General features: G+C 73.1%; 12 protein-coding genes and 2 pseudogenes. 9 read left to right on the top strand and 5 right to left on the bottom strand.

Going from position 1 to position 12,926, the window contains the following annotated elements; all coding sequences use genetic code 11:
- The 4 genes from Saso_RS12085 to Saso_RS12070 all read right to left on the bottom strand — a co-directional run bounded on the left by Saso_RS12085 (nt 1) and on the right by Saso_RS12070 (nt 3,638).
- Nucleotides 1-1,026, bottom strand: a complete 1,026-nt coding sequence (locus Saso_RS12085) for a 6-phosphofructokinase (RefSeq protein WP_189919284.1) — start codon at nt 1,024-1,026, stop codon at nt 1-3.
- Between the two features lie 317 nt (nt 1,027-1,343).
- The gene (locus Saso_RS12080) at nt 1,344-1,631 is read right to left on the bottom strand and encodes a DUF1876 domain-containing protein (protein WP_189919283.1); all 288 of its coding nucleotides are present in this window, start codon (nt 1,629-1,631) and stop codon (nt 1,344-1,346) included.
- Nucleotides 1,632-1,643: 12 nt separating this feature from the next.
- A complete protein-coding gene (locus Saso_RS12075) occupies nt 1,644-2,990 on the bottom strand; it encodes a nicotinate phosphoribosyltransferase (protein ID WP_189919282.1) in 1,347 nt (448 codons plus the stop codon).
- A 42-nt stretch (nt 2,991-3,032) separates the two neighbouring features.
- A complete protein-coding gene (locus Saso_RS12070) occupies nt 3,033-3,638 on the bottom strand; it encodes an Rv1733c family protein (protein WP_189919281.1) in 606 nt (201 codons plus the stop codon).
- Nucleotides 3,639-4,090: 452 nt separating this feature from the next.
- On the opposite strand from Saso_RS12070, the pseudogene Saso_RS12065 reads away from it, so the two are divergent.
- The 8 genes and pseudogenes from Saso_RS12065 to Saso_RS12030 all read left to right on the top strand — a co-directional run.
- Nucleotides 4,091-5,182 (top strand): annotated as a pseudogene (locus tag Saso_RS12065) (AMP-binding protein); the annotation flags it as partial.
- A gap of 178 nt (nt 5,183-5,360) precedes the next feature.
- Nucleotides 5,361-6,062: a response regulator transcription factor gene (locus Saso_RS12060; protein ID WP_189919557.1), complete on the top strand. Its 702-nt coding sequence runs from the start codon at nt 5,361-5,363 to the stop codon at nt 6,060-6,062.
- Entirely contained in the window at nt 6,059-7,447 is a 1,389-nt protein-coding gene (locus Saso_RS12055) for a sensor histidine kinase (RefSeq protein WP_189919555.1), read from the top strand. The genes Saso_RS12060 and Saso_RS12055 overlap by 4 nt, the downstream gene beginning before the upstream one ends.
- Nucleotides 7,448-7,525: 78 nt before the next feature.
- Nucleotides 7,526-7,906, top strand: coding sequence for a hypothetical protein (locus Saso_RS12050; RefSeq protein ID WP_189919279.1), 381 nt, complete (start codon nt 7,526-7,528; stop codon nt 7,904-7,906).
- A complete protein-coding gene (locus tag Saso_RS12045) occupies nt 7,903-8,868 on the top strand; it encodes an FAD:protein FMN transferase (RefSeq protein WP_189919277.1) in 966 nt (321 codons plus the stop codon). Before Saso_RS12050 ends, Saso_RS12045 begins: the two co-directional genes overlap by 4 nt.
- Nucleotides 8,865-9,551 carry a ferric reductase-like transmembrane domain-containing protein gene (locus tag Saso_RS12040; RefSeq protein ID WP_189919275.1) on the top strand — a complete coding sequence of 229 codons (687 nt, stop codon included), beginning with the start codon at nt 8,865-8,867 and terminating at the stop codon, nt 9,549-9,551. Before Saso_RS12045 ends, Saso_RS12040 begins: the two co-directional genes overlap by 4 nt.
- Entirely contained in the window at nt 9,548-10,873 is a 1,326-nt protein-coding gene (locus Saso_RS12035) for an NADH-ubiquinone oxidoreductase-F iron-sulfur binding region domain-containing protein (RefSeq protein WP_189919273.1), read from the top strand. The genes Saso_RS12040 and Saso_RS12035 overlap by 4 nt, the downstream gene beginning before the upstream one ends.
- The gene (locus tag Saso_RS12030) at nt 10,870-11,079 is read left to right on the top strand and encodes a ferredoxin (RefSeq protein ID WP_189919271.1); all 210 of its coding nucleotides are present in this window, start codon (nt 10,870-10,872) and stop codon (nt 11,077-11,079) included. The genes Saso_RS12035 and Saso_RS12030 overlap by 4 nt, the downstream gene beginning before the upstream one ends.
- A 64-nt stretch (nt 11,080-11,143) precedes the next feature.
- Here the strand turns inward: Saso_RS12030 and Saso_RS12025 are convergent, their stop codons facing one another.
- Entirely contained in the window at nt 11,144-11,659 is a 516-nt protein-coding gene (locus tag Saso_RS12025) for a DUF2231 domain-containing protein (protein WP_189919269.1), read from the bottom strand.
- 154 nt (nt 11,660-11,813) lie between these two features.
- Between Saso_RS12025 and Saso_RS12020 the strand changes: the two are divergent.
- A pseudogene (locus Saso_RS12020) lies at nt 11,814-12,887 on the top strand (hemerythrin domain-containing protein); the annotation flags it as partial.
- Nucleotides 12,888-12,926 lie beyond the last annotated feature (39 nt).

Here is a 12,926-nt window from a genome sequence, read left to right as displayed (position 1 = left end):
TCAGCCGAAGAACACCTCGAACTCGTCGTAGAGCGAGTCGTCCACCACCTTGGTGCCGGTATGGGCGTCGGGAAGGGGAACGCGGACGATCTGTGTTCCCCGAAGGGCCGTCATCGTGCCGAAATCGCCGTCCTTGACGGCGTCCACGGCGTGCAGGCCGAAGCGCGTGGCGAGCCATCGGTCGAATGCGCTCGGTGAGCCGCCGCGCTGGATGTAGCCGAGGACCGTGGTGCGGGCGTCCTTGCCGGTCCGCCGCGCGATCTCCAGGGCCAGCCACTCGCCGATGCCGGACAGCCGCACATGGCCGTACTCGTCCCGCGACCGGTCCTTCAGGACCATCTGCCCCTCTTTGGGTACGGCTCCCTCGGCAACGACGACGATCGGCGCGTAGTTGAACCTGAATCGGCTCTGCACCCACGCACAGACCTGCTCGATGTCGAACGGTCGCTCCGGGACGAGGATCACGTTGGCGCCACCCGCGACTCCGGCGTGCAGGGCGATCCACCCCGAATGCCTCCCCATCACCTCGACCACCAGGGCCCGCATGTGCGATTCCGCGGTGGTGTGCAGACGGTCGATGGCTTCGGTGGCGATGCCGACGGCGGTGTCGAATCCGAAGGTGTAGTCGGTGCCCGCCACGTCGTTGTCGATGGTCTTCGGCACGCCGACGAGGCGCAGACCCCGGCGGCTCAGCTCACCGGCCGCCCCCAGCGTGTCCTCACCACCGATCACGACGAGTGCGTCGATCCCGTGTGCCGCGAGGGTGTCCTCTATGCGCCGCGGTCCGTCGTCGTGCTTGAACGGATTGGTGCGAGACGAACCGAGAACGGTGCCTCCCCGTGGCAGGATCCCGCGCACGCTCGCGACGTCGAGGGGCACGACATGGCCACGGAGCGCACCGAGCCACCCGTCGCGCAGACCGACGAAGTCGAAACCGTATTCCTGGACGCCCTTGCGGACGACGCTGCGGATCACGGCGTTGAGGCCGGGACAGTCACCGCCGCCGGTCAGTACTCCCACCCGCATGGCTTCTTCCCTTCTCCGCGCGACGTGGTGACATCACAGCGGCACGCGGCCGCTCGGCGTACCGCTGCGCCCCGAGAGGCGAGACCGGTCGAGCCCTCCGACTCTCTCTCCATCCTGAGCGACAACGACCCGGCCTGCGACTCGCTGCGCGGCCCACCGTGCCGACGGCGACGCTGTCCCGTGCCCTCGCGTTCCCTCTACGGGGGCCGACGGTGCGTGACGGCACCGTCCGCTTGCGACGACGAGGGGTCGCCCGGGTGAACTCGGCCGACGGCCCGGCCCCTTGTGCGTGTGCCATCGCTGCTCCTCGTGCGGGGTCACAGGGACCAGGCAGCGGTCTCGCGCCTGTCGGGCCGGGTCGCGCCCACTCCCTCGATATCGCGCTCGGCGGCTCGCAGCAGTTGCCCCGCCAGGTCGTTCAGCGCACGGCCTGCCGCCAACTCGTCACCGATCTCCGGGACGTTGCGGTCCCGGGGATGGCAGTGCGCGGACCCGCGGCCGCTGAGCTCCGCGGTGCCGGTGTCCAGCACCAGATGGGCCTTCGTCGTTCCGTCGTCGTCCTCGAAGAGGTGGAAACGGACCTTCCATTCCGATGTGTGCGTCATCGCCTTCACTCCTCATGGCTGCAATACCGAACGATGTGATGCGAGGTCCTCGATGCCCTGCCGGACGCGGGCAGTGAGCGCGTCCAGCCGCTCGGAGGTCATGGCTCGGGGTGCGACCGGATTCCGGATCCGCAGGGCCGCGGACGGCAGACCGGCCAGGTCGGCGGCACACCTCGCCCGGGACTGCTCCAGGGCGGCCGGCTCAGCGGTGCGCCGGCCCTTGTCCATGACCGTCTCGAGCAGCGCGACGCCACCGTCCGGTGCCGGCTCGTCCGCGAGAGCGATCACGTCCGGCCGGCCGGGCCGGCGGTACACCTGCTTGGGACCGGGTGAGGTGACCTTCGCCGATGACAGCTTCATGACCGGACGGCCGTCGAACTGCACCATCTTGTAGGCGGAGTCCAGATACGGTGCGTCCGCCGCCACTCCGACGCGCGTGCCGACGGCGTAGGTGTCGATCGGTGCCCCGGAGCGCACCAGGTCGTCCACGGCGTACTCGTCGAGGCCGCCGCTGGCGACGATCCGCACATCCGGCAGGGCGGCCCCGTCGAGGATCGTCCGTGCACGGGCGGCGAGGACCGCGAGGTCGCCGCTGTCCAGCCGTACGGCGCTGCCGGGCCCCCGGTCCAGGTCCCGCAGGACGCGTGCCGCGAGACGGACTCCCTCCTCGGTGTCGTAGGTGTCGACCAGCAGGGTCACGGGGCCCGGGTGGCAGCGGGCGAAGGCGCGGAACGCGTCGTCCTCGGAGGCGAACGCCTCCACGTAGGAGTGGGCCATGGTGCCGACGGCCGGTATGCCGAGGGCGGTCGCCGCGGCCACGTTGCTGGTTCCGGCGAAACCGGTCAGTGCGCCGAGGCGAGCCGCCTGGAATCCGGCCTGTGGGCCGTGAGCGCGCCGCAGGGAGAAGTCCACCACCGGGTGACCCGCCGCGGCGAGCACACAGCGCACGGCCTTCGAGGCGATCGCCGTCTGATGGCTGAGCAGGCTCAGCACATACGTCTCCACCAGTTGCGCTTGCGGCAGCGGCGCCGTCACCTCCAGCAGCGGCTCGCCCGCAAGTACCACTCTCCCCTCCGGCACCGCGCGCACCCGGCCGGTGAACTCCATGCCGAGCAGCGGCTCGAGGTCTGCCGGCGGCCGGTGCAGGGCCGAGGCGAAGGCGTCGACGTCCTCGGGACCGACCCGCAAGCCGGACAGGTGGTCCAGCGCGGACTCCGTCCCGGCCGCGATCAGGAAGCCGCGCCCCGGAGGCAGATCGCGGACGAAAAGGCTGAACGTGGCCGGGGCGGTCATCCCCTCACGCAGGTAGGACATGGCCATCGTGACTTCGTACAGGTCGGTGGTCGTCGCGTCCGACATGAGTGCAACCTCCTCGGCTTGCGCGCCGCGTCCAGTGCCGACTCACCGGCGAAAGCGCGCCGACCACAGCGGCTCCGCTCGCTCCCACTCGGCGTCCCATTGCGCGTACCTTCTGCGGTCCAGCAGCAGACGCGTGCCCACCCGGAGTCCGTAGATCCCGAGAGCCATGCCGTACGCCGCCGCACCGCCCGCCACCCATCCGGTGCTCTTCGCGTTGAGTGTGCTCATGGGCGGGCCGGTGACGGTTCCGTTCCGGCTCACCCACACGTGCAAGGGGGTGCCCTTCGTCGTTCCCGGATCCGCCAGGGCGGTTCCGGTCCGTACGACTCCGGCCGCGTCGGTCCAGCTGACCTGCGCCGACTGCTTCGCCGCGTTGTGGTTTCGCTCGACGTCCGCGGTCAGCCGGGCCACGACCTCGTGCCGTTGCGCCGCCTGGGCCCGGACGGCGTGCATGGACGCCTCGTACGCAGTCGTTCCCGTTGTGTAGGCGACGACCGGCAGCCCCACGACCAGGAGGGTCAGCAGGATGCGGCGGAACCACGACTCGAAACTGTCGGACGGACGCCTCAGCGGATTGACGCCCGGCAGTCCGTGCTCACTGCGCGGCGAGGGCGAACCCGATGTGTTCGGCGGGCCTTGCGCGTCCATGGATCGGCCTCCAGCGGTCGCTGGTCCCTTCCCCCATCCTGGTTCAGTCTCGGACACGGCCGAGTCCGTGGCATGGGCCGAAGGTCCCTGATGGCCGGTTTCCGGTCCGATCCCGGATGGCCCGGCCCGACATCCGGGGCACGACCGCGACGGGCCGACCGGAGCGCGGGGCATGGGTCCCCCGGCCGAGCAGCAGGGCCTTTCGGCCCCTGCCCAGCCCCCGCGCACAGAGGTGTCCTGGAAATGAGCCGAGGGCCACCAGGAGACACGGAGAAGCGGAGACGGAGCCGCGCACCGTGTGATCCGGGCCCGCGAGAAGTGGGCGGCCCCCGGCTCCGCGGCACACCGGGAATGCGCCCGATCGCTGCGGCGGACGACGCAGCACGGCCGATGTGCGGTCACCACCTCGCTCGGCGACCCTGGAGACCGGGGCAGTGCCGGGAGGAGCACCGATGCACTGGGAAACCATCACCAAGGACACCCGCCCCGTCGTCCCGCCACGTCTCGCCGACTACGAAGCGACCTGTTCGGCCTTCACCTGGTCGCAGGCGCGTGCGGAACTGACCGGGCTTCCCGGGGGCGGCCTCAACATGGCCCACGAGGCGGTGGACCGGCACGCGGCCTGCGCCCGGGCCGGCAGGACGGCGCTGATCTGCGTGGCCCGGGACGACACCGTCTCCACCGTCACGTACGCCGAACTGGCGCGTCGCACGGCCCGCTTCGCGAACGTCCTGCGGTCCCTCGGCGTCGGCCGCGGGGACCGGGTGTTCACGCTGCTCGGGCGCTGCCCGGAGCTGTACACCACGGTGCTGGGCACGTTGAAGCGCACCAGCGTCCTGTGCCCGCTGTTCTCGGCCTTCGGCCCCGACCCGGTCGAGCAGCGGCTGCGCCTCGGTGACGCGCGGGTCCTGGTCACCACCGCGGACCTCTACCGGCGCAAGGTCGCCGGGCGCCGCGCGTCGCTCCCGGACCTGGAACACGTCCTCATCGTCGGACCGGGCGCGGCGGACCTGCCCGGCACCGCCTCCTTCGACGACCTGATGTCCACCGCGTCGGACACCTTCACCATCCCGTCGACGTCCCCCGACGACATGGCCCTCCTGCACTTCACCAGCGGCACCACCGGCACTCCGAAAGGCGCGGTCCACGTCCACGAGGCGGTCGTCGCCCACTACGCCACGGCCGCCTACGCACTCGACCTGCGTCCCGGGGACGTGTACTGGTGCACCGCCGACCCCGGATGGGTCACCGGCATGTCGTACGGCGTCCTCGCCCCGCTCGTGCACGGTGTGACGGTGGTCGTCGACGAGGGTGACTACGATGCACGGCGCTGGTACCGGATCCTCGGCGGGCAGCGGGTCAGCGTCTGGTACACCGCCCCGACGGCCCTGCGGATGCTGATGCGCTCCACACCACGCCAGGGCCCCTACGACCTGCCGCGCTCGCACGACCTCTCCGCCCTGCGCTTCATCGCCTCCGTGGGCGAGCCCCTCAACCCGGAGGCCGTCGTGTGGGGTCAGGACGTGCTGGGCCTGCCGGTGCACGACAACTGGTGGCAGACGGAGACCGGCTGCATCATGATCGCGAACTTCGCGGCCTGCGAGATCCGGCCCGGTTCGAAAGAGCGCCGGGGCCAGCATGTGGCGCGTGTCAGACACCCCCTAGGTCCTCGAAGAGCGGCCGGTGGCGTCGATCGCACCGCCGAGGAGGCGAACGACCCGGATGAACACGGAGGCCGGCGCGGCCGAGGAGACGCGGGTACTGGTCGTGGAGGACGACCGCGGTATCGCGGAGTCGTTGGTACGCGGGCTGCGGCAGGCCGGTTACGCCGTCGAGGACGTCCGCACCGGCGGCGCCGCGCTGGCCGCCGACTCACCCGACGTCGTCCTGCTGGATCTGGGGCTGCCCGACATCGACGGTGTCGAGGTGTGCCGGAGGCTGCGGGCCCGCTCGGACGCCGCGATCATCGCGGTCACCGCACGCGGCGAGGAGGCGGACCGGGTGGTGGCTCTCGACGAGGGAGCCGACGACTACCTGGTCAAGCCGTTCGGACTGGCGGAGCTGCTGGCGCGCATCCGTGCGGTGCTGCGTCGGCGGCGTCCAGCCGGGCCGGAGATCGTCCGGCACGGGCCGCTCACCCTCGACCTGCGCACCCGGCAGGTGTCGGTGGACGGACGTGCGGTGGCGCTGACGCCGAAGGAGTTCGGCATCCTCGAGTGCCTGGCCGCCGATCCGGGCCGGGTGCTGAGCCGGCAGCAGATCCTGGAGCGGGCCTGGGACTCCCACTGGTACGGACCGACGAAGGTGCTGGACGTCCACATCGCGGCGCTGCGCCGCAAACTCGACGTGCCCGGGCTCGTGGAGACGGTCTACGGCCACGGCTTCCGCCTCGGGACCGTCCAGGCATCCCCGGAGCAGCCGTGACCCGGCGGATCGTCTGGACGCTCCTGGTCCTGACCTGTGTGCTGCTGATGCTGGCGGTGGTACCGCTGGCCGTGTCGCTGACGGCACGCGAGCGTGTCGCCCACCGCGACAGCCAGCGCGCGGCCACCCGGGTGATCGCCGCGGCAGCGGAGGAACACCTCTCCGACGGCAAACCCGACACCGTCGTACGCAAGGAGATCGCTGCCGCGGCGCGGGCGGGTGACTGCGTCGCCGTGTACGACTCCTCCGCACGCCTCGTGACCGGTACGCGGTGCGAGGCGGCGCGAGGGGACGAGGCGGAGGAGTTGGTCGAGGACGTGCTGCGCGGACGCGAGCCGGAGCCCCCGGAGAGTGAGGGGCGCCTGCTGACCGCGGAACCCGCCGGTGACGTGCGCGCGCCCGCCGGCGCCGTGGTCCTGGCCCGTTCCGCGACTCCCCTCGATGCCCGGATCGCCGCGATCTGGGGCTGGTCCGCGGCCATCGGTGTCGCGGGGCTCGCCGCCTCCGTCCTGCTGTCCGTCCGCCTCGCACGCTGGGTGAGCCGGCCACTGTCGACACTGGACGCTTCGGCGCAGCGGCTGGGAGAGGGCGCTCTGGACGAGCGGGCCGATGTGGGAGCAGGTCCGCCCGAGGTGCGCCGCCTCGCCGCCACCTTCAACACGATGGCGGCGCGGACGGAAGCCCTGGTGCACGGGCATCGAGCCGTGATCGCGGACGTGTCCCATCAACTGCGCACCCCGCTGGCCGCGCTGCGGCTGCGCCTCGATGTCCTGGCCGCCGGCTCGGACGACGCCACGGCCGCCGATCTCGCCGCCGCCCAGGAGGAGATCTCCCGCTTGTCCCGGCTCGTCGATGGACTGCTGGCGGTCGCGCGTGCCGAGCAGGCCACACCACGCCCGACCCCCGTGCGGGTGGCCGAGGTGCTGGGCGAGCGGGTGGCCGCCTGGGCGCCCGTCGCCGAGGAGCGCGGCGTCCGGCTGGCCGCCGGATCCGGCGGTGAGGGTCCGACCGTCGCGCTGGGAGCGGGTCACCTGGAGCAGATCCTCGACAACCTGATCGCCAACGCCGTGGACGCGGTGCCCTCCGGCGGAAGCATCCGCATCGACGGCCGGGCGGCCGGGGGCACCGCCCGGTTGCGCGTCCGGGACGACGGTCCCGGGATGACGACCGATGCGAAGGCGGTCGCCTTCCGCCGGTTCGGCAATCCCGAGGCCGGCGGTACCGGGCTGGGGCTCGCCATCGTCCACCGCCTCGTCACCGTCAACGGCGGCACGGTGTGGCTGGAGGACACCCCAGGGGGCGGGCTGACTGTCGTGATGGAGCTTCCGCTGTGGCCGGAGCGAACCGGCGGACCGAGATCTTTACCGGATCCGAAGAAGACGTGAGCCGGTTCCTCCGAACCGTGGGCACAGCCTGGAGGTGTGCGCGGCCGAACCGGCCGCTGATCCTCCAGGAGCCCCGCCATGGCATCCTCACCCGACGACTTTCCTCCGGCGCCCCCGACCGGGTCCCCGCTCGCGCGTGATCGTGGCCTGCGCCGCAGCCGCCGTCTGACGCGGTGGATCGCCGTCAGCGCCGTGGCGGGTGCGGCCGGGCTGGGCAGCCTCTACACGCATCTGCTGCCCGCAGGACCGGCATCTCCGGCACCGGCCGTCACGCCGTCCGTGCAGAACCCGGCGGCCTCGTCCTCCGTCCCGGCCTCGGGAGATGACGAGGGGAACGGCCATCACGAGGACGACGGGGACGAGGGCGCGGCCCCTGCCTCGCGACCGGCACCGCAGCCTCCCGCCCGGACACCGGCTCCCACCCAACAGCAGCCGCACACGACGACGGGGGCGTCATGACCACACATACGCCGGTCCCCTCCCCGGCCGAGGTCGTCTTCCCCGCCCTGGGCACCACCGCCACCCTGCTCGTCACGGACCCGGGCGCCCTGTCCGTCGCGGAAGAGGTTCTGCGCGCCGAACTCCGAGCGGTCGACCTGACCTGTAGTCGCTTCCGGCCGGACTCCGAACTCTCCCGCGTCAACCTGGGCGCAGGTGCCCCGACGACAGTGAGCGAGCGCTTCGCGCAAGCGCTCCAGGCCGCCCTGTGGGCCGCGAGGGTCACCGGTAGCGCCGTCGACCCGACGGTGGGCAGCGCGGTGATCGCCCTCGGCTACGACCGTACCTTCGCCTCGGTACGCCCCGACGACGCTCGCCCAGTGCCGGTCGGACGCCCGTCGCCCGGCTGGCGGAAGATCAGGTGGAACCCGCGCACCCGGCAACTCCGCCTGCCCCCGCACACCCGTCTCGACCTGGGCGCCACCGCCAAGGCACTCGCCGCCGACCGTGCCGCCGAGCAGGCCACCGCGGCGGCCGGCTGCGGGGTGCTGGTCGGCCTCGGGGGCGACCTGGCCGTGGCGGGGCCGGCGCCGGCGGGCGGATGGCGGATCGCGCTCGCCGAGGACCACGCGCGGTCCGTGACGGAGCCGGGCCCCGCGGTGGCCGTGGCCGGCGGGGGCCTGGCGACCTCCGGCATCCGGGTGCGCACCTGGCGGCGCGGCGGACGCGTCCTGCACCACATCGTCGACCCCGGCACCGGGGAACCGGCCCCGGTCGTGTGGCGCACGGTCACCGTCGCCGCCGCCACCTGCGTGGACGCCAATGCCGCGAGTACGGCGGCGGTCGTGCTCGGTGAGCGCGCCCTGCACTGGCTGCGGGCCACCGGCCTGCCCGCCCGTCTGATCGGTCTCGACGGCGCTGTCGTACGTCTCGGTGGCTGGCCGTCCGACTCACCGGCTCCCGACCTCGGAGGCCCACGATGACGACCGTCGCTCTGACCGGCAGCCCCCTGTGGTACGCCGGCCGCGCGGGCGGGACCCTCGCGCTGATCCTCCTCACCGCCACCGTGGTGCTCGGGATCGCCTCCGGCGGACGGTCCGCACCGCGCCGGATCGGCCGGTTCGAGATCGCCCTGCTGCACCGCAATCTGTCCCTGCTGACCCTGGTGTTCCTCGCCGCGCACGTGGTGACGGCGGTGCTCGATCCGTTCGTGCACCTCGGGTGGGCGGTGGCCTTGGTCCCCTTCGGGGCGTCGTACCGCCCGCTCTGGCTCGGGCTCGGGGCAGCCGCGGCCGATCTGCTGCTCGCCGTGCTGGTCACCAGCGTGCTGCGGCTGAGGCTGGGGGTGCGGCGCTGGAAGGCCGTGCACTGGCTGGCCTACGCCGCCTGGCCGCTCGCCCTCTTCCACGGCGCCGGTTCGGGTACCGACACCCGCCTCCCCCTTCAGCTGTGGCTCTACGCCGCGTGCCTGGCCTGCGTGGTGACCGCCGTGTGGTGGCGCCTGGCGAAGGCCGGTCCGGGGCGGGTGGCCGGGCGCCTGGCGGCTGCCGTGACCGCGTCCGCCGTACCGGTGGTGCTCACCGCGTTCCTGGCCGCCGGGCCGCTTCAGCCCGGCTGGTCCCACCGAGCCGCCACGGCGGCACTCCTGATCGGGGGCGGACGGTGAACTCCTCGACTGCGTCCTTCACACCCGCACCGCCCACGCCCGGACCGGACGGGTACACGGCCCGGCTGCTGGCGGACTGGCGGGCCACCGGGCGACCGGCCACCCTGGGCGATCACCTGCGGCACCGGGAAGCACTCCGCAGGACCACCGACGCGCGGGGGTCGCTGGTGGACGCCGTCGAAGCGGCCGGTCTCACCGGACGCGGTGGTGCCGGGTTCCCGACGGCCCGGAAGATGCGCAGCGTGGCGGCCGGTCGCGGCCGGCCCGTGGTCGTCGTCAACGCCATGGAGAGCGAACCCGCCAGCCGCAAGGACCAGTTCCTCATCGCCGTGGCACCTCATCTGGTCCTCGACGGCGCCGTCCTCGCGGCGGTCCAGGTCGGGGCGGACACCGTCCATGTGTGCCTTCCCCGGACCCGCACCGCCCAGCAGCGCCGTCTCGGCAACGCCGTGGAGGAGCGGCGGAGCGCCCGCCTCGACCCCGTCCGGATCCGACTGCACGCCCTGCCGCACGGCTACGTCTCCAGCGAGTCGACCTCATTGGTGCGCTGGCTCGACGGCGGCCCGGCCCGACCGCGGGGCAACCCTCCGCACAGCCACGAACGCGGCGTCGCCCGACGCCCCACCCTCGTCCACAACGCGGAGACCCTCGCCCACCTGGCCCTCATCGCCCGCCACGGACCGGACTGGTTCAGGCGGGCCGGCACGCCGGACGAACCCGGCACCATGATGATCACCGTCTCCGGGGCAGTCACCGCTCCCGGTGTGGGGGAAGTACCGCTCGGCATCCCGCTCGACACGGCTCTCGGCCGTGCCGGGGACACCACGGAACCCGTGCGGGCCCTCCTGGTCGGCGGCTTCGCCGGCACCTGGCTGCCCGCGGAGGACCTGCACACACCCCTCACCCGCCGCGACCTCGCTCCGCTGGGCGCCGCACCGGGCGCGGGCGTGCTGATCGCGCTTCCCCGCTCGGCCTGCGGGCTCCTCGAGACGGCTCGGATACTCGCGTTCCTGGGGGCCCAGAGCGCCCGCCAGTGCGGCCCGTGCCGTTACGGGCTGCCGGCCGTGGCCGAGGACTTCGCCGCGCTGGCCGCCGGGCAGAGCCACCCGGAGCTGCTGTCCCGCCTGCGCCGACGGACCGGTCTGCTGCCGGACCGAGGTGCCTGCCGCCACCCGGACGGTGCCGCCCGCTTGGCCGCTTCCGCCCTGAGCGCCTTCGCCGACGACGTCGACCGCCACCTCGCCCGCGGCGCCTGTCCCGCGGCCCACCGGCCGCCACGGATCCCCGTGCCGCCCGCCACAGCACCGGACACCTGGCGATGACCCCGAACCACAGGACCCTGCGCGTCGACCGCATCGCCTGCACCGGGCAAGGCCTGTGCGGCGAACTGCTCCCCGAGCTGATCGATCTCGACGAGTGGGGCTACCCCGTTCTCAAGGACCCGACGGTCCCCGACCGGCTGCGTGCCCACGCCCGGCGCGCCGTCGCCGCCTGCCCCCGCCTGGCCCTGCACACGGACGACACATGAGGGCGGCGCGGGGCGCCGCACCTCTCTCACTCCGCTCCGGCCGTCGAAACGAGCGGACGGCAGGTCAGTCGTCGTCCCCGCCGCCCGACGCCGTCCTGGAGAACCCGTCCTGCCACGCGGCCTTCGCCCCCGAGTCGCCGATGCGGTAGACGTCGACGACGGCTCCCGCGGCCACCACTAGCGACAGCACCACCGCCGCGACGCGCACCGGCGCGGCGGACCACCGTGCGCCGACAAAGGCGCCTGATCCGGAGGCGGCGGCCCGGCCGGTCACCCACCAGACGGCCGCGGCCAGCACGAACAGGCCTCCTGCCCAGGGCAGCAGGCCGTCGCCGAGCTCGGCGTGCCGGCGCACCAGCGCATTGCTCTCGACGTGTCCCTCCAGCCATTCGCCGGCGCCCGTGGTGAGCGGGACGCTCACGAGCGTGACCAGGGCGAGCAACGGCAGGACGACGCCCAGGCGCTGTGCCGCCCTCGGCCGGATCGCGCAGACCACCAGTGCCAACGCGGTCAGCGGAACAAGGACCACGACGAGGTGCACGAGCAGTATGTGTGCGGGCAGGCCGTTGACCAGGCTCATGGGTGAAGTCCTCCAGCGCGTCGGGGGTTTCCCGTATCGACAAGGCGCGCCAGCGTGGCACAGGAACCTCTCAGCTTCTTCTGAGTACGTGACGTCCACCCGGCCCGGAAGCCGCCCATCCGGCCCCGTCACAAGGACCGGAGGTCCCCTTCCGGTCGACAACCGTGCCCTCCTCGACGGCGCGGCCGTCGCCTGGCTCAGCCTCGACGGAGAGCCCGCCGGTGCCGTCCTGCTGCGTGATCCCCTGCGCCACGACGCCCCGCGCACCCTGCGCCACTTGCGTGCGGCAGGCATCCGGCGGCTGCTGATGCTCACCGGCGACCGCGCCGCCCCCGCCGAGGAGGTCGCCGCCGTCCTCGGCCTGGACGAGGTACGGGCCGAGCTCAGCCCGGCCGACAAGGTCGCCGCGGTGCGCGCCGAACGCGAGCACGCCGTGACCGTGATGGTGGGCGACGGGGTCAACGACGCCCCGGCCCTGGCCGCCGCCGACATCGGCGTCGCCATGGCCGCGCGCGGCTCCACCGCGTCCTCCGAGGCCGCCGACATCGTCCTGACCACCGACCGTGTCGACCGTCTCGCCGACGCCGTCGTCATCGCCCAGCGCGCCCGCCGCATCGCCGTGCAGAGCGCCCTGGGCGGCATGCTGTTGTCCCTGGCCGCCATGGCCGCGGCCGCGGTCGGCCTGCTCGCGCCCGCCGCCGGCGCGCTGCTCCAGGAAGGCATCGACGTCGCCGTCATCCTCAATGCCCTGCGCGCCCTGCGCGTGGGCCAGGGAGCACACCCGGCCGTCACTCCCGCCGCCGAAGCCCTCATCCACCGCTTCGCCGACGAGCACCACGACCTCCAGGACGTCCTCGACGCCGTACGCGACACAGCCGACCGTCTCTCCGACGCACCCGGCCCCGCGGCCCTCACCGCCCTCGAAGAGACCCATCGCCTGCTCGTCGAACGGCTGCTGCCCCACGAGTACGCCGAGGAGCACGAGCTCTATCCCGCACTCGCCCCCACCCTCGGCGGCCCCGAGGCCACCGCCACCATGAGCCGCGCCCACACCGAGATCGAACGCCTCTCGCGGCGCATCGCCACCCACCTCGAACTGGCCCACGCACACGGCGGCCTGGCCCCCGGACAACTCGACGACCTGCGATCCTGCCTCTACGGCCTCGACACCGTCCTGCGGCTGCACTTCACGCAGGAGGAGGAGAACTACTTCTCCCTCGCTCCATGAGGGCGCGTCAGGAAAGGCCAGGTGCCCGGGACCACGGGG

Origin of the sequence: Streptomyces asoensis (assembly GCF_016860545.1) — a bacterium.
Taxonomy (GTDB): domain Bacteria; phylum Actinomycetota; class Actinomycetes; order Streptomycetales; family Streptomycetaceae; genus Streptomyces; species Streptomyces asoensis.
The sequence above is the reverse complement of the archived record's forward strand: the minus strand, read 5'-3'. Positions and strand labels throughout refer to the sequence as shown.